This is a genomic window from Micromonospora sp. WMMD730, from assembly GCF_049178955.1.
GTDB lineage: Bacteria > Actinomycetota > Actinomycetes > Mycobacteriales > Micromonosporaceae > Micromonospora > Micromonospora wenchangensis.
The window spans coordinates 574,825-599,192 of sequence record NZ_JBMHML010000002.1 but is presented as its reverse complement, the minus strand read 5'-3'; the positions used below and the strand labels follow the sequence as shown (position 1 = coordinate 599,192).

Genomic DNA, 24,368 nt, shown 5'->3' with positions numbered 1-24,368 from the left:
GGCGTCCTACTCCACGGTGACCGACTTCGCCAGGTTGCGCGGCTGGTCCACGTCGTGTCCCCGGGCGGCGGCGATCTCGGCCGCGAGCACCTGCAACGGCACGGTGGTGACCAGCGGCGCGAGCAGGGTCGGCGTACGCGGCACGTAGATCAGGTGGTCGGCGTAGCGGACCACCGCCTCGTCGCCCTCCTCGGCGATCACGATGGTCCGGGCGCCCCGGGCCCGGACCTCCTGGATGTTGGAGACGACCTTGTCGTGCAGCATGCCCCGGCCGACCGGCGACGGCACCACGCAGATCACCGGGGTGCCCTTGTCGATCAGGGCGATCGGCCCGTGCTTCAGCTCACCGGCGGCGAACCCCTCGGCGTGCATGTACGCCAGCTCCTTGAGCTTGAGCGCGCCCTCCAGGGCCACCGGGTAGCCGACGTGCCGGCCGATGAACAGCACCGTCGGCTCCGACTTCAGCTCCCGGGCCAGCTCCCGCACCGGCTCGATCCGGTCCAGCAGCTCCCGCAGCTTGCCCGGCATCTCCTGGAGCTGGGCGACGACCGCGCCGACCTCGTCGGCGAACTTGATCCCCCGCACCTGGGCCAGGTGCAGGCCGATCAGGTAGCAGGCGACCAGCTGGGTGAGGAAGGCCTTGGTCGAGGCGACGGCGATCTCCGGGCCGCCGTGGGTGTAGAGCACCGCGTCGGACTCGCGCGGGATGGTGGAGCCGTTGGTGTTGCAGATGGCCAGCACCCGGGCCTTCTGCTCCTTGGCGTGCCGCAGCGCCATCAGGGTGTCCATCGTCTCGCCGGACTGCGAGATCACCACGATCAGGGTGGACCGGTCGAGCACCGGGTCGCGGTAACGGAACTCGCTGGCCAGTTCCACCTCGCAGGGGATGCGGGTCCAGTGCTCGATGGCGTACTTGGCGACCATGCCCGAGTGGTACGCGGTGCCGCAGGCAACGATGAAGATCTTGTCGACGTCGCGCAGGTCCTGGTCGCTGAGGCGGACCTCGTCGAGGGCGATCTCCCCGGTCTCGGTGAGCCGGCCGAGCAGCGTGTCCGCGATGGCCTGCGGCTGCTCCTCGATCTCCTTGAGCATGAACCAGTCGTAACCACCCTTCTCGGCGGCCGAGGAGTCCCAGTCGATGTGGAAGTCCTTGCCGGTGGCCGGCTGGCCGTCGAAGTCGGTGATCTCGATGCTGTCGGCGGTGATCAGCACGAGCTGGTCCTGGCCCAGCTCGACCGCCTCGCGGGTGTGCTCGATGAACGCCGCCACGTCACTGGCCAGGTAGTTCTCCCCGTCACCCCGGCCGACCACCAGCGGCGAGTTGCGCCGGGCGCCGACCACCGCGCCCGGGATGGCGGCATCGACGGCGAGCAGGGTGAACGCGCCCTCCAACCGGCGGCACACCACCCGCATCGCGGCGGCGAGCAGCTGCGGGCCGTCGGTGCCACCGGCCGCCCGCAGCTCGGCGAGCGCGTGGGAGAGCAGGTGGGCGGCGCACTCGGTGTCGGTGTCGCTGGTGAACTGGACGCCGTCGTCCTCCAGCTCCGCGCGGAGCTTGGCGAAGTTCTCGATGATGCCGTTGTGGATCACGGCGACCCGGCCGTCGGGGGCCACGTGCGGGTGGGCGTTGCGGTCGGTCGGGCCGCCGTGGGTGGCCCACCGGGTGTGGCCGATGCCGGTGGTGCCGTCGCCGATGCCGACCGGGCTGGCGGCGCAGTCGTCGGGGTTGGTGGCGGCCCGCTCGGAGAGGACCTTCTCCAGGTTGGCCAGCTTGCCGGCCTTCTTCTCGGTGAGCAGCTCGTCGTCGCAGACGATCGCGACCCCGGCCGAGTCGTATCCCCGGTATTCCAGCCGCCGCAATCCGTCGAGCACGATGCCGAGCGCCGGGCGCGCGCCGGCGTAACCCACGATTCCACACATGGTTCGCAGCCTAACCCAGTTTCGCTCACCTCGTGTGCGCGGAAGCCGGGCAAACGATCACCGAATTTGAGCGATCGGGCGGTGACGGGCGGCAACCGGACGACCGTCACCCCCGTCCGGACGTACGGGGTTGCGGGTGGCCCGCCGGTACGTCAGTCTCTCGGCGACCCCTGGAACGTCCCTGGGACGGCCCGCTCGCCCCTTTCCTCCCCTTCCGTCCCCGGAGCAGCGATGTCCGACACGCCATCCCCCAGCGATCCCGCGCCCCCACCCGGCGACCCCGCTCCCGCGGTCGGCGGCCCGACGCCCCAGGCGTCCGGCGACCCGGCTCCCGGGCCCGCCGGCACCACGGGTCCGTCCGCTTGGGCCCCGCCGGACCCGCTCGCGGTCCCGCAGCCCTGGGCGGCCCCCACCCCCTGGGCCCACGGATCGACACCCGACCCGACCGCCGCCCCCTACCCCGGTCCGGCCGGCCCGACGTCTCCCTACCCGCACGGTCCGGCCTTCCCCGGCCCGCCTCTTCCCGGCACACCGGGTGATCCGTCGGCCGCACCCGCCGATCCGTCCGGCACTCCCGTCACTCCGGGTGACTGGTCCGCCGGGAGCCCCGGCGGTTCCCCGCCCGCAGGTTGGGCCGGCGCGGTCCCGGGAGGCTGGCCCGGCGTACCCGGAGTACCACCCGGCCCCGGCTGGCCCGGTAGCGACCGGCCCGGCCCGGCCCCCGGTCCGCCTGGCCCGCCGGCCCACCCGGAGTCCCCGGCGGGCAACCCACCGGCTGGCCCGGCGGACCGCCCGGTCACGGCTGGCCGCCGCCGGGTTATCCGCCGCCGTTCGCCCACCCCGGCTACCTGCCACCTGGCGGGCGCACCTCCACCAGCGCCGGCGCGGTGGTGGGCATCGTGGTCGCGGTGGTCGTGGTGCTCGCCCTCGTCGGCTGCGCCTGCTTCTGCGGGGGAGGCGCCCTGCTGGGCGGGACCGGGCCGGACACGGCGACCGAGGACCCCTACGGTCGCGGTTACTACGACGACGAACCCGAGCCGAGCTGGAGCCCGCCGCAGCCGTTCCAGCCGTCCGCACCGGCCACCCGGCCGGCCGACGGCCCCGGCCGGTACCCGGTGACCTACGAGGTGACCGGCACCGGCCCGGTGGACCTCCAGTTCTACGACGGCGACGGCTACTTCATCCAGCGGGAGAAGGTACGGCTGCCCTGGCGGATGGAGCTGCGTACCGACGATCCGAACCGGGTGCTGGTCAGCGCCGCCCGCTCCGACGGCAATCCGGGCGGGTTCCGGTGCGCCACCACCGTCGGCACCCGGCCCCGGGTCACCGACGTGGCCGGTCCGGACGACTGGCGGGTGCAGTGCCACGCCAACCCGATCCGCTGACCACGACGGATCACCGGCGGCACGCCGGAGCAGCGCGGGAAGGCGGCTCGGTGACGGAAAGGCGGTGACGAGCCCTGGTGGCAGGGGCGGTCTCGGGCCGTAGGCTGACGGGCGTGACGACGCCTACCGATGTCGACCCGCTGGTGGCCCGGATGCGTCCGTTCGGGACGACCGTCTTCGCGGAGATGTCCGCGCTCGCCGTCCGGACCGGTGCGGTCAACCTGGGCCAGGGCTTCCCGGACACCGACGGGCCGCCGGAGATGCTGGCCGCCGCCGCCGAGGCGCTGCGCTCCGGGCACAACCAGTACCCGCCCGGTCCGGGGGTGCCCGTGCTGCGTCGGGCCGTCGCCGAGCACCAGCTCCGCTTCCACGGCCTGACGTACGACCCCGACGGCGAGGTGATCGTCACCGCCGGGGCCACCGAGGCGATCGCCGCCAGCATCCTCGCGCTCTGCGAGCCGGGTGACGAGGTGATCTGCTTCGAGCCGTACTACGACTCGTACGCGGCATCGATAGCCCTGGCCGGGGCGGTACGGCGACCGGTGACGCTGCGCCCCGGCGACGACGGCCGGTACGCCTTCGACCCCGACGAGCTGCGGGCCGCGTTCGGGCCGCGTACCCGGCTGGTTCTGCTGAACTCGCCGCACAACCCGACCGGGAAGGTCTTCACCGCACCGGAGCTGACCCTGGTCGCCGACCTCTGCCGGGAACACGACGTGTACGCGGTCACCGACGAGGTGTACGAGCACCTCGTCTTCACCGACGCCGCCGCCGCGCACCTGCCGCTGGCCACCCTGCCGGGGATGTGGGAACGCACCCTGCGCATCTCGTCGGCCGGCAAGACCTTCTCCTGCACCGGCTGGAAGGTGGGCTGGGTCAGTGGGCCCGCCCCGCTGGTGTCGGCGGTGCTGCGGGTCAAGCAGTTCCTCACCTACGTCAACGCGGGGCCGCTGCAACCGGCGGTCGCCGTCGCGCTGGCCCTGCCCGACGACTACTACACCGGCTTCCGCGACAGCCTCCAGCGGCAGCGGGACCTGCTGATCGGTGGCCTGACCGACGCCGGTTTCGCGGTGCTCACCCCGGAGGGGACGTACTTCGTCACCGCCGACATCACCGACCTCGGCGGTCGGGACGGGTTGGAGTTCTGCCGTTCCCTGCCGGAACGCTGCGGTGTGGTGGCGGTACCCACCCAGGTCTTCTACGACGACGCCGAGGCCGGCCGCCGGCTGGTCCGGTTCGCCTTCTGCAAGCGCCCCGAGGTGCTGACCGAGGCCGTCACCCGGCTACGCGAACTGGCCGCCACCCGCTGATCCCGCCGGGGCCGGCGGGCGGCGGACCCGGGGCCGGTCAGCCGGCGGGGCTGGCGGTGCGGACCTGCTCGGCGATCCGTTCGGCCACCGACCGGGCGGTCTCCTCGGTGCCGGCCTCGACCATCACCCGGACCAGCGGTTCGGTGCCCGACGGGCGCAGCAGCACCCGGCCGGTCTCCCCCAGCTCGGCCTCGGCCCGTTCGACCTCGGCCGTGACGGCGGGTGCGGTGGCACCGACGGTACGGTCCCCGACCGCCACGTTGATCAGCACCTGCGGCAGCTTGGTGACCACGGAGGCCAGCTCGGCCAGGGATCGGCCGGTGGCGGCCATCCGGGCCATCAGGTGCAGGCCGGTGAGTACCCCGTCGCCGGTGGTGGCGTGCGCGGGCATGACGAGGTGTCCGCTCTGCTCGCCGCCGAGGGCGAGGCCGGAGGCGCGCAGCTCCTCCAGCACGTACCGGTCGCCGACCTTGGTCTCGACCAGCCGGATGCCCTGCGCGGACATGGCCAGCCGCAGGCCGAGGTTGCTCATCACGGTGGCGACCAGGGTGTCCCGGGTCAGCTCGCCGGCGTCGCGCAGGGCCAGCGCGAGGATCGCCATCAGCTCGTCGCCGTCGACCTCCTCGCCGTTGGCGTCGACCGCGACGCAGCGGTCGGCGTCGCCGTCGTGGGCGAGGCCCAGGTGCGCGCCGTGCTCGACCACGGCGGCCCGCAGGCCGTCGAGGTGGTTGGAACCGCACTCGTCGTTGATGTTGAGGCCGTCCGGCTCGGCGTGGATCGCGATGACCTCGGCACCGGCCTCCCGGTAGGCCACCGGGGCGACCTCGGCGGCGGCGCCGTTGGCGCAGTCGACCACCACCTTGATTCCGTCGAGGGGGTGCGGCACGGTGCCGACGAGGTGCTGCACGTAGTGGTCGGCGCCGTCGAGCAGGTCGTGCACCCGGCCGACCCCGGCACCGACGGGGCGGTCCCAGGCGGTGGTGGCGTTGGCCTCGACGGCGGCCTCGATCCGCAGCTCGATCTCGTCGGGCAGCTTGTGCCCGCCGGCGGCGAAGAGCTTGATCCCGTTGTCCGGCATCGGGTTGTGCGAGGCGGAGAGCATCACGCCCAGGTCGGCCTTGGCCTCGGCGGTCAGGAACGCCACGGCGGGGGTGGGCAGCACGCCGACCCGGACGACGCTGGCCCCGGCGCTGGTGAGGCCGGCGACCACGGCGGCCTCCAGCATCTCGCCGCTGGCCCGGGTGTCCCGACCGACGACGGCCAGGGGCGGGTGGCTGCGGTCCGACTCGGCCAGTGTGTGCGCGGCGGCCACGGCCACCGCGAGCGCCAGTTCCGGGGTGAGGTCGACGTTCGCCCGCCCGCGTACGCCGTCCGTGCCGAACAACCGACCCATACCCGCCAACCTCCGGTGCGACTGCGATGAGTGGAGAAAGCGGAACGGCCGGGCCACCTCCCCGTTGGGGGAGGCGGACCCGGCCGTCCGTCAGAAGTACAACGCGCTGTCGGTGATCAGCGCTTCGAGTACTGGGGTGCCTTACGGGCCTTCTTGAGACCGTACTTCTTGCTCTCCTTGACCCGGGCGTCCCGGGTGAGGAAGCCGGCCTTCTTCAGGGCCGGGCGGTCGTCCGGCTCGCTGACGATCAGCGCGCGGGCGATGGCCAGCCGCAGCGCACCGGCCTGGCCGGTGGTGCCGCCGCCACGCAGGTTGGCGATGACGTCGAACGCCTCGGGCTTCTCGGCGGTGACCAGCGGGTCCTTGATGAGCTGCTGGTGCACCTTGCTCGGGAAGTAGGCCTCGAGGTCGCGGCCGTTGCAGGTGATCTTGCCGCTGCCGGGGACGATGCGGACCCGGACGATGGCCTCCTTGCGGCGGCCGACGGTCTGGATCGGGCGGTCACCACGCGGCGCGCGGGCGACGGGCGCGGGCGCCTCGGTGGCCTCGGGGACTTCCGCGGCAACCTCGGTCTCGGTGATGTCGGTCATGCTGTTTCCTTCGCCCTCGCTCACTGCGCGATCTGCTTGATCTCGAACGGCACCGGCTGCTGCGCCAGGTGCGGGTGCTCGGCACCGGCGTAGACCTTCAGCTTCTTGATCAGCTGACGGCCCAGCTTGTTGTGCGGGAGCATGCCCTTCACGGCCAGCTCGATCGCCCGCTCGGGCCGCTTGGTCAGCAGCTCCTCGTAGCCGACCTGCTTGAGGCCGCCCGGGTAACCGGAGTGCCGGTAGGCGACCTTGGTCTGCCGCTTGTTGCCGGTCAGCGCCACCTTGCCCGCGTTCACGATGACGACGAAGTCGCCCGTGTCGACGTGCGGCGCGAAAGTCGGCTTGTGCTTGCCGCGCAGCAGCGTGGCGGCGTGGGTGGCCAGGCGGCCCAGCACGACATCAGAGGCGTCGATAACGTGCCACTGACGCTCGATCTCACCCGGCTTCGGGCTGTACGTACGCACAGGTCTACCTTGTCTCGTCGTCGGTCTGGGGTCGCGCGCCGAGGTGACCAGAGGCTTCCCGGCCGGACCAGCGCGCACGAACGACCAAGCGTACCTGAGCGGCACGCCTCTGGATGTCGTACAACAGCAGGCAACGATACCCGCCGCCCCGTCGGCTGGTCAAAACGGGGGGTAGACCGGCGTGGCCTGCGGTTTTCCCGCATGACCATGGTCACACTCCGGTGAGCCTACCCGGGCCGGGCCGCAGGTAGACCGTCCAGGTCACCACGAAGCAGAGCGCGTACCACCCGATGAAGGCCAGATAGGCGGCGTCCGCGTTGCCGGAGGTGAGGAAGGACTGCCGGAAGGCGACGTTCACCAGCACCCCGCCCGAGGCGCCGACCGCTCCGGCGATGCCGATCAGGGCACCGGAGAGCCGCCGGGCCCGGCGCTGCGCGGCGGCCGGGTCACCGGTCAGCTCCGCCTCGGCCGTCGCGCGGGCCCGGAAGATCGCCGGGATCATCTTGTACGTGGAGCCGTTGCCGATGCCGGAGAAGACGAACAGCGACAGGAACCCGGTCAGGTAGAGCGGGAACGACCGTTCCCGGGCGGCGAAGAGCACCAGGCTGGCGCCGACTGCCATCGCGACGAAGTTCCAGAAGGTCACCCGGGCCCCGCCGAGCCGGTCGGCGAGCTGCCCACCGACGGGCCGGATCAGCGAACCGATCAGTGGCCCGAGGAAGGTCAGCCAGGCCGCGTCGACCGGGGTGGGGAAGCGCTCGGCGAACTGGAGCTGGAGCACCTGGCCGAAGGCGAAACCGAAGCCGATGAAGGAGCCGAAGGTACCCACGTACAGCAGGGACATCACCCAGGTGTGCCGGTCGCGGGCTGCCTCGCGCAGCGCGCCGGGCTCGTTGTGGGCGTCCGGGATGTTGTCCAGCCAGCGGGCGGCGGCGAGCGCGGCCAACACGATCAGCGGCAGGTAGACCGCCGGCACCAGCCGGGGGTACGCGGCCCCGGCGGTGGCCAGCACCGCGAGCCCGACCAGTTGCACGGCCGGTACGCCGAGGTTGCCGCCGCCGGCGTTGAGCCCGAGCGCGCGGCCCTTGAGCCGGTCGGGGAAGAACAGGTTGATGTTCGCCATCGACGAGGCGAAGTTGCCGCCGCCGACCCCGGTCAGGCAGGCCAGCACCATCAGCGTGGTGTAGGACACCCCCGGTTCCAGCAGCACCGTCATCGGCACCGCCGGCACGAGCAGCAGCAGCGCGCTGACGATGGTCCAGTTCCGCCCGCCGAAGCGGGCCACGGCCAGGGTGTACGGCAGCCGCAGCACCGCGCCCAGCGCGGCCGGCACGGCGGTGAGCAGGAACTTGCCCGCCGGGTCGATGCCGTACGCCGGGCCGAGGAAGAGCACGGTGACCGACCAGAGGCTCCACACCGAGAAACCGACGTGCTCGGCGAAGATCGACACCCAGAGGTTACGGCGGGCGATCGGCGCTCCGGTCGTCCGCCAGAAGGTGGGGTCCTCGGGCCGCCAGTCGTCGAGCCGGTGCCGGCGTCCGGCGCCCCGGGCGGCAGGCGGATCGGCGGAAGTCGACGGATCGGCCTCCGGCGGCGCGTCGACGGCGCCCGCCGGGTCGGCGGCGGAGTTGCTGCTACTGGCGAGCGTACTCACGGCGATTCCTCCTCATCGATCTGAAGAGGGATGCTAGGCAGTGCCGGTTTCCCGGTGGTGGCCCGGTTGGGTCGTTCCGGAAACGGGAACCGCACGTCGCCCGGCGGCCTGCCGTGAGGTGGTCAGAGTTCCTGGAGGATGCGCAACGCGCGGTTCACCCGCTGCATGGTCTCGGTGTCGGCGATATCCACGCACTCGGTGAACCACTTCTTCATCGGCGCGGACAGCCGGTCGGGCATGACCACGTTGCCACCCATCGGCACGGCGAGCGGGGAGTCCCGCAGCAGCGCCGTCTCGACCACCTCGGCGACGATCACGATCGGCACGTCGGTGGAGTTGTAGACGTCGGAGCTGATCACCAGGCCGAGCCGTTCCCGGGCGCCCTCGATGCGCCAGACCTCTCCCCTACGCAGCACGCGGGCGACCACCGAAGAGCACGTCGGCGACCATCCCCACCTCACTGGCGTCGGCGAGGGCGGCGGATTCCAGGTCGAGCCCGGCCCGGCCGACCGCTTCGGCGTGTGCGGTGAAGACCTCCCGCAGGGCCTTCTCCCGGGCGGCCTGGTCCATCCACGCGGAGAGGGACAGCCCCTCCCGCTTGGCGAACCGGCGGGCCTCCTCGATCGTCTCGTCCGAGAACGAGAGGGTCACCTTGGCAGTCATGCCGCTGATCCTACCCCGGGTATGACCACCGGTCATCCCCTGACCCGGACCGCCGCCCGCGACGGCCCGGGTCAGGCCGGGCGGCGCCCGCCGAAGACCGCGAACCGCCACGCCTTGTAGAAGCAGTCCACGTCGACCAGGCCGGCGTCGGCCAGCCACCGGCACTGGTCGGCCACCGACGCCGGACGGTCGTGCCGCATCCGCTGCCGGGCGGCGGCGATCTCGTCGGCGTCGGAGCCCCGGGCGGCGGTCTGCGCCAGCCAGACGTCGTCGTACCGACGGTCCAGGGTCGGGGTGGGACCGGCCACCTGCTCGGCGTTGACGAACACCCCGCCGGGGACGAGCGCGCCGGCCGCCCGCCGGTATAGGGCGCGTTTGCCGTCGTCGTCGAGGTGGTGCACGGCCAGGGCGGAGACCACGGCGTCGTACCGGCCGACGGGCAGCGGATCAGCCAGGTCGGCCACGACGGTGCGGTGCACCACCCCCCGGGCGGTCAGTCCGTCGGCGGCCACCGCGAGCATCCGCGCCGCCCCGTCGACCAGGGTCACCCGCACCCCGGGCAGCGCCGCGGTGAGCAGCAGCGAGAGCAGCCCGGTGCCGGCGCCCAGGTCGAGCACCTCGGGGGTACGACCGGCGGCGAGCGCGGCCCGCAGCGGCGGGGCCGCCACCTCGACGGTGGTGCCGTAGAAGTCGTCGAAGCAGGGGACGAGCCGGCGGCGGGCCTGATCGTAGGAGCCCGCCACCGCATCGAAGGCCGCCGTCACGTCCATGATCCACCCCTCTCGCATATTAGGAAACTTGTCTCATATTATAGACCCCACCGTCCGCTCCGATGCCCCGGTGCGGTGTGAACCGCTCTTGACAGGACCGAAACAGAAGGGACCCCGGTCGGAAACCGGCCGGCGGCACGCTTTGCGGACATGACAGACGGTGCACGCGCCGCGACACGAACGGGGCAGCCACCCCGCGAGGCGGAAACGCACTGCCCGTACTGCGCCCTTCAGTGCGGCATGGTCCTGCGGGACACCGACGACGGCCGGATCGAGGTCCAGCCCCGACAGTTCCCCACCAACCGCGGCGGGCTGTGCCAGAAGGGCTGGACCGCCGCCGACCTGCTCGACCACCCCGACCGGTTGACCACCCCGCTGGTCCGCGATCCGTCCGGCATGCTGCGCCCGGCCACCTGGGCGGCCGCGCTGGACCGGATCGTCGACGGGCTGCGCACCGTCCAGCGGGCCCACGGGCGGGACGCGGTCGCCGTCTTCGGTGGCGGCGGGCTCACCAACGAGAAGGCGTACGCCCTCGGCAAGTTCGCCCGGGTGGCGCTGCGGACCCGGCACATCGACTACAACGGCCGGTGGTGCATGTCCTCGGCCGCAGCCGCCGGGCTGCGTGCCTTCGGCGTCGACCGGGGGCTGCCGTTCCCGCTGACCGACCTGGGCCGCACCGACACCCTGCTGCTGGTCGGGGCGAACCCGGCCGAGACCATGCCGCCGCTGATGCGGCACGTGACCGACCAGCGGGCCCGGGGCGGCCGGCTGATCGTGGTCGACCCCCGGCTCACCGCCACCGCCCGCCAGGCCGACCTGCACCTGCAACCGCTGCCCGGCACCGATCTCGCGGTCGCCAACGCGCTGCTGCACATCGCGCTCACCGAGGGGCTGATCGACCGGGAGTACGTCGCCGCCCGCACCGAGGGCTTCGACGCGGTACGCCGTACCGTCGCCGAGTACTGGCCGGCCGAGGTGGAACGGCTCTCCGGGGTGCCGGTGGCCGACCTGGAGGCGACCGCCCGTGCGCTCGGCACCGCCGGTTCGGCGATGATCCTCACCGCCCGGGGCGCCGAACAGCACGCCAAGGGCGTCGACACGGTCAGCGCCTACGTCAACCTCGCCCTCGCCCTCGGTCTGCCCGGCCGCCCGCACTCCGGGTACGGCTGCCTCACCGGTCAGGGCAACGGCCAGGGTGGACGCGAGCACGGCCAGAAGTCCGACCAGCTCCCCGGCTACCGGAAGATCGACGATCCGGCCGCCCGCGCCCACGTCGCGGGGGTCTGGGGCGTCGACCCGGCCGAGTTGCCCGGCCCCGGGGTGCCCGCCTACCAGTTGCTCGACTCGCTCGGCACCCCCGACGGCCCCCGCGCGCTGCTGGTCTTCGGCTCCAACCCGGTGGTCTCCGCGCCCCGGGCCGCCCGGGTCGAGTCCCGGCTGCGCGGGCTGGACCTGCTGGTGGTGGCCGATTTCCTGCGCTCCGAGACGGCCGAACTGGCCGACGTGGTGCTCCCGGTGGCCCAGTGGGCCGAGGAGGACGGCACGATGACCAATCTGGAGGGTCGGGTGCTGCGCCGCCGCGCGCTGCGTCGACCGCCGCCCGGCGTCCGCACCGACCTGACGGTCCTCGCCGACCTCGCGGCCCGCCTCGACGCCCCCGACCCGGTGCCGACCGGCCCCGCCGCCGATCCCGCCGTGGACCGCTTCCCCACCGACCCGAGGGTCGTCTTCGCCGAGCTGCGCCGGGCCTCCGCCGGTGGCGTCGCCGACTACGCCGGGGTGAGCTGGGAGCGGATCGAATCCGCCGACGGGGTCTTCTGGCCGTGCCCTGACCCGGACGGACCGGACTCCCCCCGGCTCTTCGCCGACACGTTCCCCACCCCGACCGGCCGGGCCCGGTTCCACGCCGTACGGCACCGGCCGGCGGCCGAGCCGGTCTGCGCCGACTATCCGCTGCACTTCACGACCGGGCGGGTACTCGCCCAGTACCAGTCCGGCACGCAGACCCGGCGGGTCGACGCGCTGCGCCGGGCCGCCCCGCACGGCTTCGTCGAACTGCACCCCGACCTGGCCGCCCGGCTCGGCGTCGGCGACGGCGACGAGGTACGGGTCGCCTCCCGCCGGGGTGAGCTGCGGGCACCGGCCCGGCTCAGCCCGACCATCCGGCCGGACACCGTCTTCGCCCCGTTCCACTGGCCCGGGGCGGCCCGCGCCAACTCGGTCACCAACGACGCCCTCGACCCGGTTTCCGGGATGCCCGAGTTCAAGATCTGCGCGGTCCGGGTGGAGCGGGCATGACCGGCCACATCGTGATCGTCGGGTACGGCATGGCCGGTGCCCGGCTCGCCACCGAGCTGCACGCCCGCAACGGGGACCGCAAGGTCACCGTGCTCGGGGCGGAACCGCACCGGGCGTACAACCGGATCATGCTGTCCACGCTGCTGGCGGGCAAGGTCGACGAGCCCGACGTGGAGCTGGCCGAGGTCGCCGGGCAGGGCACCGACGTGCGGACCGGCGCGCCGGTCACCGCGATCGACCGGGCGGCCCGCACGGTGCGCACCCCCGACGGCGACCTCGACTACGACCACCTGGTCCTCGCCACCGGCAGCCGGGCCGTGGTGCCCCCGCTGGCCGGCCTCGACCCGGCCGCCCTGCCGCCCCGGGTGGCCGTCTTCCGTACCCTGGCCGACTGCCGCCGCATCCTCGCCACCGCCCGCTCGGCGCGCACCGCGCTGGTGCTCGGCGGAGGGCTGCTCGGCCTGGAGGCGGCGCGCGGGCTGGCCGCCCGGGGGCTCGCGGTGACCGTGGTCCACCCCCACCCGCACCTGATGGAACGGCAGCTCGACCCGACCGCCGGCGCGGTGCTCGCCGGCACGCTGGCCGGGCTCGGCGTGGCCACCCGGCTGGGGGTGCCGGCGACCGGGCTGGCCACCGACGCCGACGGGGTCCGGCTCGACCTGGCCGACGGCACCGCCCTGCACGCCGACCTGCTGGTGCTCTCCTGCGGGGTCCGCCCCGACACCGACCTGGCCGCCGCCGCCGGGCTGGCCGTCGACCGGGGGGTGCTGGTCGACGACCGGCTGCGCACCGCGGACGAGGCGATCTCGGCGATCGGCGACTGCGCCCGCCCACCCGGCCAGGGCCCGACCGGGCTCGTCGCGCCCGCCTGGGCGCAGGCCCGGGTGGTGGCCCGCCTGCTCACCGGCGAGGACCCCGCCGCCCGCTACCGGCCCCGGCCGGTGGTCACCCGGCTCAAGGCCGCCGGGATCGACCTGGCCGCGATGGGCGACCCGGCCGGTGGCCCCGGCGAGGAGCTGACGTTCAGCGACCCGACCCGGGGGACGTACGCCCGGATACGCATCCACCACGACCGGCTCACCGGGGCGATCCTGCTCGGCGACAACCCGGCGGTCGGCACGGTGGTGCAGCTCTTCGACCGGGGTGCCCCGGTCCCCACCGACCGGCGGGCACTGCTGCTCGGCCGGTCGATCGGCAACGCCCCCGCGACACCCGCCGCGTCCCCGGCGCTGATGCCGGACGCGGCAACCGTCTGCCAGTGCAACGACGTCGACAAGGGCACCCTGGTCCGCTGCTGGCGGGCCGGCGCCCGGACGGTCGACGAGGTGGTCGCCGCGACCCGGGCCGGAACCGGCTGCGGCGGCTGCCGGCAGGCCGTCGGCGGCATCGTCGACTGGCTGTCCGGGGTGGACTCGGTGGGGACGACCCGATGACCGTGATGACACCACGAGGAGGTGACCCGATGACCGGTGGACGTTTGGTCGTCGTCGGCAACGGCATGGTCGGCCAGCGGTTCGTCGAGGCGCTGCGCGCCCGCGACCACGACCGGCACTGGCAGGTGACGGTGCTCGCCGAGGAATCCCGCCCGGCGTACGACCGGGTCCGACTGTCCGCGTTCTTCGACGGGGTCACCGCCGAGGAACTGAACCTGCACACCCCCGACGACGGGGTGGAGCTGCGCCTCGGCGAGCCGGTCACCGGGATCGACCGGGACCGGCGGGTGGTGACCACCGCGACCGGGGAGCACCCGTACGACGCACTCGTGCTGGCCACCGGGTCGTACCCGTTCGTCCCGCCGGTGGCCGGCACCGACCTGCCCGGCGTCTTCGTCTACCGCACCCTGGACGACCTGGAGGCGATCCGGGAGCACGCCCGGGGCCGGTCGACCGGGGCGGTCATCGGCGGTGGCCTGCTCGGGCTGGAGGCCGCCAACGCGCTGCGCCTGCTGGGGCTGCGGACCCACGTGGTGGAGTTCGCGCCCCGGCTGATGCCGGTGCAGGTCGACGAGGCGGGCGGGGCGATGCTGCGCCGCTACGTCGAGGAGCTGGGCGTCACCACCCACCTCGGGCTCGGCACCACCGCGCTGCGGCCCGGCCCGGCCGGCACGGTCGCCGCCCTGGACCTCTCCGACGGCGGCACGGTCGACGCCGACCTGGTCGTGGTGGCCGCCGGTATCCGGCCGCGCGACGAGCTGGCCCGCGCCGCCGGCCTGGCCCTCGGCCCACGCGGCGGGGTGCTGGTCGACGCGGCCTGCCGCAGCGACGACGAGCGGATCTGGGCGGTCGGCGAGTGCGCCGCCGTCGACGGCACCTGCCACGGTCTGGTCGCCCCCGGGTACGCGATGGCCGAGGTGGTGGCCGACCGGCTGCTCGGCGGCGCGGCCACCTTCCCCGGCGCGGACAGCGCCACGAAACTCAAGCTGCTCGGCGTCGACGTGGCCTCGTTCGGTGACGCCCACGGCACCACCCCGGGCTGCCTGGACGTCACGTTCACCGACCCGGCCACCCGCTCGTACGCGAAGCTGGTCCTCTCCGACGACGCGCGGACGCTGCTCGGCGGGGTGCTGGTCGGGGACGCGACCGCCTACCCGACGCTGCGGGCCAGCGTCGGCGGGCCGCTGCCCGCTCCCCCGTTGACGCTGCTCGCCCCGGCCGGCGAGGGCGGCGGCGGGGTGACCGCGCTGCCCGGCGCGGCGCAGGTCTGCTCGTGCAACGCGGTGACCCGCGACGACATCGACGCGGCGATCGCCGGCGGGGCGTGCGACGTGCCGGCGTTGAAGGCGTGCACCCGGGCCGGGACGAGCTGCGGCTCCTGCGTGCCGATGCTCAAGCAACTGCTCGACGCGGCCGGGGTGCAGCAGTCCACGGCGCTGTGCGAGCACTTCGACGCCAGCCGGCAGGAGTTGTTCGACATCGTCCGGGTGCGCGGCATCCGGACGTTCTCGCAGCTCGTCGCCGAGCACGGCCGGGGCCGGGGCTGCGACGTCTGCAAGCCGGTGGTGGCCTCGATCCTCGCCTCGCTGGGCACCGGCCACGTGCTCGACGGCGAGCAGGCGTCACTGCAGGACACCAACGACCACTTCCTGGCCAACCTGCAACGCGACGGCAGCTACTCGGTGGTGCCCCGGATCCCGGGCGGCGAGATCACCCCGGACAAGCTGATCGTGATCGGCGAGGTGGCCCGCGACTTCCAGCTCTACACCAAGATCACCGGCGGGCAGCGGATCGACCTGTTCGGCGCGCGGGTCGAGCAGCTCCCGCAGATCTGGCGGCGGCTGGTCGACGCCGGCTTCGAGTCCGGCCACGCGTACGGCAAGGCGCTGCGCACGGTGAAGTCCTGCGTCGGCGAGACCTGGTGCCGGTACGGGGTGCAGGACTCGGTCGGCCTGGCCGTCGCGCTGGAACTGCGCTACCGGGGACTGCGCGCCCCGCACAAGCTCAAGTCCGCCGTCTCCGGCTGTGCCCGGGAGTGCGCCGAGGCGCGCAGCAAGGACTTCGGCATCATCGCCACCGACACCGGCTGGAACCTCTACCTCGGCGGCAACGGCGGCTTCCGGCCCCGGCACGCCGACCTGTTCGCCACCGACCTGACCACCGAGGAACTGATCACGCTGATCGACAGGTTCCTGATGTTCTACGTCCGCACCGCCGACCGGCTGCAACGCACCTCCGCCTGGATCGAGGCGATGGACGGCGGCCTCGAACACCTGCGCTCGGTGATCGTCGACGACTCGCTGGGGCTCTGCGCCGAACTCGACGCGGCGATGGCCCGGCACGTCACCTCCTACTCCGACGAGTGGCGCGACGTGCTCGACGACCCCGACCGGCTGCGCCGGTTCACCTCGTTCGTCAACGCCCCCGACGTGCCGGACCCGTCGATCACCTTCGCGGTGGAGCGCGGCCAGCCGGTGCCGACGCGCGACACCCGGCCCGCCACCGTCCCACCCGACGGGGGCGCGCCACCCGACGGGGCACCCGCCCGACGCCGCCAGCCGGTCGCCCTCGGCCTGCCGGAGGTGCGGCGATGAGCGGCACCGTCACCGTCGACTGGACCCGGGTCTGCCCGCTGGACCGGCTGGAGCCCGAACGGGGCGTCGCGGCCCTCGTCGACGGCGTCCAGGTGGCGATCTTCCGGATCGACGACGAACTGTTCGCGGTGGACAATCTCGACCCGCTCAGCGGCGCGTACGTGATGTCGCGGGGCATCGTCGGCAGCCGGGACGGGGCGCCCACCGTCGCCTCTCCCCTGCACAAGCAGGTGTACGACCTGCGAACCGGGCTCTGCCTGGACCTGCCCGGGGTGACCCTGCCCCGGTACGACGTCCGCTGCCGGGGCGGCCTGGTCGAGGTGCGGCTGCGACAGGAGGAGTGATGCGGGACGAACTGGCCGGCTTCACCATCGGGGTGACCGCCGACCGGCGACGCGACGAACTGGCCGCGTTGCTGGAACGGCGCGGTGCCCGGGTGGTGCTCGCCCCGGCCCTGCGGATCGTGCCGCTGGCCGACGACACCGACCTGCGGGACGCCACCCGGGCCTGCCTGGACCGGCCGCCGGACGTGCTGATGGCCAACACCGGCATCGGCATGCGCGGCTGGCTGGAGGCGGCCGAGGGCTGGGGGTTGGCCGAGCCGCTGAAGGGCGTGCTGTCCCGGGCCTACGTGGTGGCCCGGGGCCCGAAGGCGCGGGGGGCGATCCGCGCCGCCGGCCTGCACGACCAGTGGTCGCCGGCCTCGGAGAGCTGCGAGGAGGTGGTGGAGCACCTGTGCCGGCGCGGCGTGGCCGGGCAGGTGATCGCCATGCAACTGCACGGCGACCGGCAGCCGGAGTGCACCGAGGCGCTGGAGGCCGCCGGCGCCACGGTGATCGAGGTGCCCGTCTACCGGTGGGCCCCACCGACCGACCCGGCCCCGCTGCACCGGCTGATCGACCTGGTCGCCGGCCGTCTGGTCGACGCCGTCACCTTCACCTCCGCCCCGGCGGCGGAGGCGCTGCTGCGGGCCGCCGGGGACCGGACCGAGACGGTCCTGGCCGCGTTGCGCGGGGACGTCCTGGTCAGCTGCGTCGGCGCGGTGACCGCCGAACCCCTGGTCCGGCGGGGGGTGCCGGTCAGTGCGCCGAGCCGGGCCCGGCTCGGCGCACTGGTCCGCACCATCGTGGACGAGCTGCCCCGCCGTACCGTCACCGTGAAGGCGGCCGGGCACCTGCTGACCCTGCGCGGGCACGCCGCCGTCATCGACGGGGAACTGCGCCCGCTGGCCCCCGCCCCGATGGCGGTGCTGCGGGCCCTGGCCACCCGGCCCGGCCGGGTGCTGTCCCGGACGGAACTGCTCCGCACGCTGCCCCGGGGGGCCGACGAGCACGCGGTGGAGATGGCGGTCGCCCGGTTGCGGGTGGGACTGCGCGCGCCCCGGGTGGTGCAGACCGTGGTCAAGCGCGGCTACCGGCTCCGGGTGGAGTGACCCGGGTGCCCGCCCCACCGTCACGCGGCGGGGCGGGCCGGGTCGGGTTCAGCCCACCGGGGTGGGGAAACCCCGTCCGTGCTCGGCCTGGAGCCGGATCATGGCGTGTTCCACCACGGTCACCAGCACCTGCTTGACCGACTCACGGTCGCGGGCGTCGCACATCACCAGCGGCACGTCCGCCGAGATGGCCAGCGCCTCCCGGACCTCCTCCGGCTCGTACAGGTCCGAGCCGTCGAACCGGTTCAGCGCCACCACGTACGGGAGTTTGCGGTTCTCGAAGTAGTCCAGCGGGGCGAAGGCGTCGGTGATCCGGCGGGTGTCCACCAGGACGGCGGCGCCCACCGCGCCCCGGATGATCTCGTCCCACATGAACCAGAACCGGGTCTGGCCGGGGGTGCCGAACAGGTACAGGATCAGGTCCTGCGCCATGGTGATCCGGCCGAAGTCCATGGCGACCGTGGTGGTCTCCTTGCCGGGCACCTTCGACGGGTCGTCGATGCCGACACCGGCGGCGGTCATCAGCGCCTCTGTGGTCAGCGGCGTGATCTCGGAGATCGCCCCGACCAGGGTCGTCTTGCCCACGCCGAAGCCGCCCGCGACCACGATCTTCGCGGAGACGATTCCCCGGCTCTGGCGCGACCCGGCGGGGTCATAGCCTGCGAAGTCCACTTAGCACCCTTCCAAGGATTTCCATTCGCTCCTCGAACCCCTCGGCGGGAGCGGCAGTGTGTAGCGTGAGCAGACCGTCGGCGACCAGGTCGGCGACCAGCACCCGGGTGACGCCCAGTGGCATCCGGGTGTACGCGGCGATCTCCGCCAGCGACTGCGCCCGTCCCTCGCAGACGGTGGCGATTCGGTACTTGTCGTGCCCGGCGAAGCGGGACTCGGCCACCTGGGTCGCGTTGGAGCTGAGCACCGCCTCCAGCGCGATGTCCCGGCTCGGTTCGGTGCGGCCCCGGGTGACCGCGTACGGACGTACCAGCGCTCCACGTGGGTCCCGCCGGGGGTCCATCCCTCGATCACCTCCTCCCGCCCGGGTCCGGGCCCGGATGCTTCGTCACTCGGGCCGGACGCGGTCGCGCCCGACCCCCGCCGTGGCTACGAACGCACGGCGTCCCGCGGCAGCGGCACCAGCGCCGCGCCCACCCGCTCGACCAGCAGCGCCATCTCGTAGCCGACCTGACCCACGTCACAGCTGCGGGCGGCGAGCACCGCCATGGACGACCCGTCGCTGATCGACATCAGGAACAGGTAGCCGCTGTCCATCTCGATCACTGTCTGCAGCACCCCGCCAGCGCTGAACATCCGGGCGGCACCCTCGGTCAGACTCACCACGCCGGAGGTGATCGCCGCGAGCTGGTCGGCCCGGTCGGCGGGCAGGTCCCGCGAGGAGGCGAGCAGCAGCCCGTCCGCGGACACCGCCACCACGTGGGCGATACCCGCCACGCTGTCGGCGAAGTTGGTGAGCAGCCAACCCATGTCCTGCATGGCAGCTGGCCTGTTCATCGGTTCGTCTCCTTGGTCGAGGTGCTGTTGGGGTCCGCGCCCGCCGTGCGACCGCGCTGCACGCCGCGGTGGTAGGCCGAGAGCAGGCCGCGTACTTCGTCGGGGGTGCGGCGGCTGCGGTCCCGGCCGCTCTTCGGCTCGATCCCGCCGGGCACGAGCTGTGCCTGGGGAACCCGCTTGGGCAGGCCGGACCGGGTGGTGCCGGCGTTGGCCGGCTCGGCCGCCTGGCTGGCCCGGGTCCAGCCGTCGTCGGCCGCCGTCCGCCACGCGTCGGCGTCGGTGGCCGGCGGGGTCGCCGGTGCCTCGGGGGCGGCCGGCGGGGGTGTGCCGTATGTCGGCGACGCGGTGGCGGCGGGCGGTACGGGACCGGTCGCGGCCGGCGGAACCGGACCGGTCGCGGCGGGCGGTACCGGACCGGTCGCGGCCGGCGCTTCCGGGGCGGCGGGCGTCACGGTCGGCGTGCCGGCGGCGGTCGGCGCGGTCGGCACCCGGGTGGGCAGCGGCGGGCGCGACGGCGTGGTCGCGCCGTTCGGGCGGACCGGGGCGGTCGGCGGCTCCTCGTCGAACCGGGGCCGGGTGAAGATCGCGGTGGCGTCGTCCCCGTGGGACCGGAACCACACCGCCTCCATCTCCCGGAAGATCGGCGAGTCGGCCGGCCGGTCCGGGCGGGCCACCACCGGCGTCGACGGGGCCGGCGGGGCGTACGAGGTGGCCGGCGCGGTGTACGGCTGCGCGGCGGGGGCGGCGTACGCGGCCGGCGGGGCGGCCGGGGCGAACGACGCGGCGGCGGCCGGGGCGAACGGGGTCGCCGCCGGTGCTCCCGCGTACGGGGCCGCGGCCGGTGCGCCGGCGAACGGCATGGCGCCCGCGCCGTACGACTCCGTCGGGTGCGGTGCGGCACCGGCGACCGGGCCGGTCGGCAGCACCGGGGCGGGCTCGCCGGGCGCGGCCCGCCGTGGCAGCGGGTCGATGGTCGGGTTCGCCACCGTGGGGCTGCCGGCCGAGAACGCGTTGAATCCGGAGTCGGCGGTCGCCGGGGTGGGGGCCGGGGCGAACGGCGGGGCGGAGACCGGCCCGCCGAACTGCACGGCGGGGGCGGTGTCCCGGGCGTCCACCGGCGGCTGCCAGGGGGCCGGGGCCGGCGGGGTGTTGCGCCACTGGTCGGTCAGGGTCGCCGACGCGCTGCGGGCCCCGTTGAGGGCCCCGCCGATACCGGCGGGGGCGGGCGGCTGCTCGACCGCCAGCGGCTGACGGGGCCGGCTGATCGCCTGGTCCCGACCCCGGTGGGCGGGGAGCACCACGGTGGCGTTGGGCAGCGTCACCTGGGCGACGGTGCCGCCCTCGACGTTGCGGCGCAGCTCCACCCGGATGCTGTACCGGCTGGCGAGCCGGCTGACCACGGCGAGACCCATCAGCCGGAAGGCGGCCACGTCCACCGTCGGCGGGGCGGCGAGTCGGCGGTTGAGCGAGTCGAGCTGCTCGTCGGTGAGGCCGAGGCCACGGTCCTCGATCTGGATCAGCACGTAGTCGCGGATGCGCCGGCCGTCGGCGACCACGGTGGTGGTGGGCGGCGAGAACCGGGTGGCGTTGTCCAGCAGCTCGGCGACGAGGCGTACCACGTCGTTGACGGCGTGGGCGGCGACCGAGATGTCGGTGTCGACGGTGCCGAACTCGATCCGGTTGTACAGCTCCACCTCGGACTGGGCGGCGCGCAGGACGTCGACCAGCAGCGCGTCGTCGCGGCGCGGCACGGCCGAGTCGGCACCGGCCAGGACCAGCAGGTTCTCGTCGTTGCGGCGCATCCGGGTGGCGAGGTGGTCCAGCTCGAAGAGCTGGGCGAGCCGCTTCGGGTCCTCCTCGCCGCGCTCGATCGCGTCCAGTTCGCCGATCATCCGGTCGACCAGGGTCTGACTGCGCCGGGCCAGGTTGAGGAACATCGCCGAGACGCTGGTCCGCAGCGCCGCCTGCTCGGCGGCGACCCGGACGGCCTCCCGGTGCACGACGTTGAACGCCAGGGCCACCTGGCCGACCTCGTCCCGGTTGGTCAACCGGATCGGGTCCCGCACCTGGCGGACGATCTCGTCGACCCCGCCGTCGCCGACGCTGCCCATGTTCTGCAGCCGCTTGACCGCGTCCGGCAGGTCGTGGTTGGCCACCGACAGCGCGCCCTCCCGCAGCCGGCGCAGCGAGTGGTTGAGCGAGCGGGCCAGCACCACCGCGAGGGTGATCGCCACGATGAGGGTGAGCAGCACCAGCACCGACTCGATGACGGCCTGCTGGATGACGTCGCTGCGGGCCTGCTCGGAGCGGGTGAGCAGGGTGTCCTGGAGCTGGATCTCGGTCCACCGCATCAGGTCGTTGACCGCGCCGATCGCGGCGCTGGCGTCACCGGCGCTGACCGGGCTGCGCTGACCGACCGAGCGGGTGATGTCGGCGGCCACCCGGTCGGCGAGGCCGACGGCGTCACCGGAGACCGCGCTGTTGACGAGTGCGCGCTGGGTGGGGTCGGCGGCGAGGGCGAAGCCGAGCAGCGCCTCCTGCTGGCTGGTCAGGGTCGCCACGAAGGAGGAGAACTGCTCCTCGTCGAGGCGTCCGCCGACCAGTGCGGTGTAGGCGACCGCCTCCTCCTCGGCGACGGCCGACTTGGCCCGGCTGAACGCGGCCACCGCGCGGCGGGCGTCCGCGAGGCTCTCCTGGCCGGGCAACTGGGCCAGGGTGTCGCCGTACGAGACCAGGTCGGTGAGGATCACGCCGTACCGCAGGGTGGCCTCGGCGACCGGCATCTGCCGGCGGTCGAGCACCTCCTGCCGGGTGGCGTCGAGCGTGCGCAGGTGGTCGTCGATCACCTTGAGCCGGTCCCGTACGGCGGACGGGACCTCGCCGAGGTCGGCCCGCTCGGCCCGGTACTCGTTGATCCGCTCGCCGGTGGCCCGCACCCGCAGGTTGTAGTCGTCCGGGCGCAGCTGCGGGTTCGCCAGGTAGGCGGCGGCCGCCATCCGTTCCTTGTGCAGATCCTGCGTCAGCGCGGAGACGTCGATGGACAGTGCGGTCAGCGACCGGATCTGGGTCGCGTCGACAGCACCCTCGGTAGTGGAAACAAGTCGGATTGTTGCCAACGCGATGACCGCAGCGACCGGTACGACCAGAATGAGAGCGAGCTTGGAACGAATCCGCGCATCCCGCAACCGGGGCAGTCGGCGTTCCCGTTCGGGTCGGGCGTTTTCGCCTGGCTCGGGCAGGGTCGTCGGTCCGGTGCTCACGACATCGCCTCCGTCGTATCTTCCATACGCCTGACCCGCCGACCCGCGCCTGGTGCGACGGACAGCGCCACGCGCGGCACGGCCGCGATTTCATCAGAGAAGATCCTGTTTGGGAAGCCGCGTTCGGACAGGAATCGGGCGACCAGTGGTCTGGTCACCATTTTCCCTGCTGAGCAGGCCGCCCCTGAACAGGGCATGTCACTCCAGAGTGTTCGTTCGCCTCTGATGAGTGAGCATGGGTAAATATCTGATGTCCCCACAATGTGAGATTCGCGTCCCGAAACCGCCGTCAGCATCGCGCTTGACCGCACGCCCCCGCATTGGCAAGGTTTTGCAGGCTTTCGCGCACACCGTACGGCACACAATCCCGTTTCTCCACTGAGGACGGACTAGCGGCGGTGACCGGGCTCCGCCCGCGCCGCACCTGGAGGACTGAGTTGAGCCCCATCCGCTCCGCGACCATCGTGGCGCTCGCATCGGCCGTGCTGGCCGCCACGCTCACCGGCTGCTCGTTCGGCGCGGCAGAGAAGGACAGCAGCCCGATCACCATCGCCGCCGATCTCGAACTCTCCGGTGTCGCCGCACCGGTCGGCAAGGCGTACCAGCGCGCCCTGGAACTGAAGGTCGAGCAGTTGAACTCGTCCGGCGCCCTGGGCGACCGGAAGATCAGGCTCGTGGTCAAGGACAACCGCTCCGACGCCGCCGAGTCGCTGCGCAACATCGGCGACTTCAGCAACGACGCCACGGTCAACGCCATCATCATGGGCGGTTGCAACCAGTGCGCCGTCGACGCCGTGCGCACCATCAACGAGCGGAAGATCCCGACCATCGCGCTCGCCCCGTCCGGTGCGGTCGCCAACCCGGTCCCCGACCGCCGGTACGTGTTCAAGCTCGCGCCGAACGCGGCCGACAGCGCCGCCGCGCTCACCGCCGAGCTGCGGCGGCGCGGGATCACCGAGGTCGGCGTCCTGCACAGCGACGACGACTACGGGCGGGAGGGCCTGACCGCGCTGGACGCCGAGTTCGGCAAGACCACCATCAAGCGGGTACGCGCCGAGGCCGTCCGCACCACCGACACCGAACTGGCCGCGCCGGTGCGCCGGCTGACCAACCGCGACCCCGCCGCCCTGATCATCTGGACCCCGCCGGAGCAGGCCACCCTCGCCGCCACCGCCGCTGACCAGTCCGGCTACGGCGGATCGCTCTTCTTCGACGCCGCCGCGGCCGGCGACCTCTTCCTGGGCGGTTCCGGCCAGGCCACCGAACGGGCCACGTTGATCTTCACGCAGACCATGGTGATCGACGACGTCATCGCCACCACCCCGGCCAAGGCCGCCCGTCGACAGTGGTTCCAGGACTACACCGCCCGGTTCGGCGGCTACAACGGACTGTCATCGTTCGCCGCCGACGCCGTGCAGCTCATCGCCGACTCGGCGCTGCGCTCCGGCGGTTCCGACGGCAGGGTCGACCGCGACGGACTGCGCGACGTGCTGGAGACGTCCCAGCTCGACGGCCTGTCCGGGCCGATCCGGATGACTCCGGACAACCACTCCGGCCTGATGCCGCAGGCGCTGACCACGCTCGTCGCGCGCGGCGGCCGGTGGCGGCTGGCGGGCTGATCGCCCGGGACTGACGGACCGCTCCCGTGCTGACGGGCCGACCCCGGGTGGGGTCGGCCCGTCAGTGGCGTCGG

Annotated in this window: 20 protein-coding genes; 8 read left to right on the top strand and 12 right to left on the bottom strand. The window is 73.5% G+C overall.

Going from position 1 to position 24,368, the window contains the following annotated elements; genetic code table 11:
- Positions 1-6: 6 nt before the first annotated feature.
- The gene (glmS, locus tag ACN265_RS02835) at positions 7-1,920 is read right to left on the bottom strand and encodes a glutamine--fructose-6-phosphate transaminase (isomerizing) (protein WP_204924896.1); all 1,914 of its coding nucleotides are present in this window, start codon (positions 1,918-1,920) and stop codon (positions 7-9) included.
- 887 nt (positions 1,921-2,807) lie between these two features.
- Here glmS and ACN265_RS02830 point away from each other — a divergent pair.
- The gene (locus ACN265_RS02830; protein ID WP_421405935.1) at positions 2,808-3,305 is read left to right on the top strand and encodes a hypothetical protein; all 498 of its coding nucleotides are present in this window, start codon (positions 2,808-2,810) and stop codon (positions 3,303-3,305) included.
- Positions 3,306-3,418: 113 nt separating this feature from the next.
- The gene (locus tag ACN265_RS02825; RefSeq protein WP_377685137.1) at positions 3,419-4,615 is read left to right on the top strand and encodes a pyridoxal phosphate-dependent aminotransferase; all 1,197 of its coding nucleotides are present in this window, start codon (positions 3,419-3,421) and stop codon (positions 4,613-4,615) included.
- 37 nt (positions 4,616-4,652) lie between these two features.
- Here the strand turns inward: ACN265_RS02825 and glmM are convergent, their stop codons facing one another.
- From glmM to ACN265_RS02790, 7 genes are all read right to left on the bottom strand, one after another.
- Positions 4,653-6,008, bottom strand: a complete 1,356-nt coding sequence (glmM, locus tag ACN265_RS02820; RefSeq protein WP_204924893.1) for a phosphoglucosamine mutase — start codon at positions 6,006-6,008, stop codon at positions 4,653-4,655.
- Between the two features lie 116 nt (positions 6,009-6,124).
- On the bottom strand, positions 6,125-6,598 hold the full coding sequence (gene rpsI, locus ACN265_RS02815; protein WP_204924892.1) for a 30S ribosomal protein S9: 474 nt from the start codon (positions 6,596-6,598) through the stop codon (positions 6,125-6,127).
- A 20-nt stretch (positions 6,599-6,618) separates the two neighbouring features.
- Complete coding sequence (gene rplM / locus ACN265_RS02810; RefSeq protein WP_088647410.1) at positions 6,619-7,062, bottom strand: 50S ribosomal protein L13; 444 nt, start codon at positions 7,060-7,062, stop codon at positions 6,619-6,621.
- Positions 7,063-7,273: 211 nt separating this feature from the next.
- Positions 7,274-8,716, bottom strand: a complete 1,443-nt coding sequence (locus ACN265_RS02805) for an MFS transporter (RefSeq protein ID WP_421405934.1) — start codon at positions 8,714-8,716, stop codon at positions 7,274-7,276.
- Between the two features lie 122 nt (positions 8,717-8,838).
- On the bottom strand, positions 8,839-9,144 hold the full coding sequence (locus ACN265_RS02800) for a type II toxin-antitoxin system PemK/MazF family toxin (RefSeq protein WP_204924891.1): 306 nt from the start codon (positions 9,142-9,144) through the stop codon (positions 8,839-8,841).
- The gene (locus tag ACN265_RS02795) at positions 9,122-9,379 is read right to left on the bottom strand and encodes a DUF6364 family protein (RefSeq protein ID WP_088647412.1); all 258 of its coding nucleotides are present in this window, start codon (positions 9,377-9,379) and stop codon (positions 9,122-9,124) included. Before ACN265_RS02795 ends, ACN265_RS02800 begins: the two co-directional genes overlap by 23 nt.
- 71 nt (positions 9,380-9,450) lie before the next feature.
- Complete coding sequence (locus ACN265_RS02790; protein WP_421405933.1) at positions 9,451-10,149, bottom strand: class I SAM-dependent methyltransferase; 699 nt, start codon at positions 10,147-10,149, stop codon at positions 9,451-9,453.
- 240 nt (positions 10,150-10,389) lie between these two features.
- Here ACN265_RS02790 and ACN265_RS02785 point away from each other — a divergent pair, with 240 nt between their 5' ends.
- Genes ACN265_RS02785 through ACN265_RS02765 form a run of 5 tightly spaced genes read left to right on the top strand, consistent with a single transcriptional unit; the run spans position 10,390 to position 17,906 of the window.
- Positions 10,390-12,447, top strand: a complete 2,058-nt coding sequence (locus ACN265_RS02785; protein ID WP_421405932.1) for a molybdopterin oxidoreductase family protein — start codon at positions 10,390-10,392, stop codon at positions 12,445-12,447.
- Positions 12,444-13,880 (top strand): FAD-dependent oxidoreductase, encoded by a 1,437-nt coding sequence (locus ACN265_RS02780; RefSeq protein ID WP_420117441.1) that lies wholly within the window; start codon positions 12,444-12,446, stop codon positions 13,878-13,880. The genes ACN265_RS02785 and ACN265_RS02780 overlap by 4 nt, the downstream gene beginning before the upstream one ends.
- Positions 13,881-13,909: 29 nt before the next feature.
- A complete protein-coding gene (gene nirB / locus ACN265_RS02775; RefSeq protein WP_421405931.1) occupies positions 13,910-16,474 on the top strand; it encodes a nitrite reductase large subunit NirB in 2,565 nt (854 codons plus the stop codon).
- Positions 16,471-16,818: a nitrite reductase small subunit NirD gene (gene nirD / locus ACN265_RS02770; RefSeq protein ID WP_420117439.1), complete on the top strand. Its 348-nt coding sequence runs from the start codon at positions 16,471-16,473 to the stop codon at positions 16,816-16,818. The genes nirB and nirD overlap by 4 nt, the downstream gene beginning before the upstream one ends.
- Positions 16,818-17,906 (top strand): uroporphyrinogen-III synthase, encoded by a 1,089-nt coding sequence (locus ACN265_RS02765; protein WP_204924885.1) that lies wholly within the window; start codon positions 16,818-16,820, stop codon positions 17,904-17,906. The genes nirD and ACN265_RS02765 overlap by 1 nt, the downstream gene beginning before the upstream one ends.
- 48 nt (positions 17,907-17,954) lie before the next feature.
- On the opposite strand, the gene ACN265_RS02760 is transcribed toward ACN265_RS02765, so the two are convergent.
- From ACN265_RS02760 to ACN265_RS02745, 4 genes are all read right to left on the bottom strand, one after another.
- Positions 17,955-18,578 (bottom strand): GTP-binding protein, encoded by a 624-nt coding sequence (locus ACN265_RS02760; RefSeq protein ID WP_088647419.1) that lies wholly within the window; start codon positions 18,576-18,578, stop codon positions 17,955-17,957.
- A complete protein-coding gene (locus ACN265_RS02755; RefSeq protein WP_204924884.1) occupies positions 18,559-18,921 on the bottom strand; it encodes a DUF742 domain-containing protein in 363 nt (120 codons plus the stop codon). The genes ACN265_RS02760 and ACN265_RS02755 overlap by 20 nt, the downstream gene beginning before the upstream one ends.
- A gap of 86 nt (positions 18,922-19,007) precedes the next feature.
- Positions 19,008-19,415, bottom strand: a complete 408-nt coding sequence (locus ACN265_RS02750) for a roadblock/LC7 domain-containing protein (RefSeq protein WP_030329975.1) — start codon at positions 19,413-19,415, stop codon at positions 19,008-19,010.
- Positions 19,412-22,675 carry a nitrate- and nitrite sensing domain-containing protein gene (locus tag ACN265_RS02745; protein ID WP_421405930.1) on the bottom strand — a complete coding sequence of 1,088 codons (3,264 nt, stop codon included), beginning with the start codon at positions 22,673-22,675 and terminating at the stop codon, positions 19,412-19,414. Before ACN265_RS02745 ends, ACN265_RS02750 begins: the two co-directional genes overlap by 4 nt.
- Before the next feature lie 437 nt (positions 22,676-23,112).
- Here ACN265_RS02745 and ACN265_RS02740 point away from each other — a divergent pair, with 437 nt between their 5' ends.
- Positions 23,113-24,294: an ABC transporter substrate-binding protein gene (locus ACN265_RS02740; protein ID WP_420118710.1), complete on the top strand. Its 1,182-nt coding sequence runs from the start codon at positions 23,113-23,115 to the stop codon at positions 24,292-24,294.
- The last annotated feature ends 74 nt before the right edge of the window (positions 24,295-24,368 follow it).

Coding starts and splice junctions, on each gene's coding strand:
- ACN265_RS02780 (WP_420117441.1), top strand. CDS start 12,444: ATGACCGGCCACATCGTGATCGTCGGGTACGGCATGGCCGGTGCCCGG.
- ACN265_RS02765 (WP_204924885.1), top strand. CDS start 16,818: ATGCGGGACGAACTGGCCGGCTTCACCATCGGGGTGACCGCCGACCGG.
- ACN265_RS02755 (WP_204924884.1), bottom strand. CDS start 18,921: ATGGACCCCCGGCGGGACCCACGTGGAGCGCTGGTACGTCCGTACGCG.
- rpsI (WP_204924892.1), bottom strand. CDS start 6,598: ATGACCGACATCACCGAGACCGAGGTTGCCGCGGAAGTCCCCGAGGCC.
- nirB (WP_421405931.1), top strand. CDS start 13,910: ATGACCGGTGGACGTTTGGTCGTCGTCGGCAACGGCATGGTCGGCCAG.
- glmS (WP_204924896.1), bottom strand. CDS start 1,920: ATGTGTGGAATCGTGGGTTACGCCGGCGCGCGCCCGGCGCTCGGCATC.
- glmM (WP_204924893.1), bottom strand. CDS start 6,008: ATGGGTCGGTTGTTCGGCACGGACGGCGTACGCGGGCGGGCGAACGTC.
- ACN265_RS02790 (WP_421405933.1), bottom strand. CDS start 10,149: ATGGACGTGACGGCGGCCTTCGATGCGGTGGCGGGCTCCTACGATCAG.
- ACN265_RS02750 (WP_030329975.1), bottom strand. CDS start 19,415: ATGAACAGGCCAGCTGCCATGCAGGACATGGGTTGGCTGCTCACCAAC.
- ACN265_RS02795 (WP_088647412.1), bottom strand. CDS start 9,379: ATGACTGCCAAGGTGACCCTCTCGTTCTCGGACGAGACGATCGAGGAG.
- ACN265_RS02785 (WP_421405932.1), top strand. CDS start 10,390: ATGGTCCTGCGGGACACCGACGACGGCCGGATCGAGGTCCAGCCCCGA.
- nirD (WP_420117439.1), top strand. CDS start 16,471: ATGAGCGGCACCGTCACCGTCGACTGGACCCGGGTCTGCCCGCTGGAC.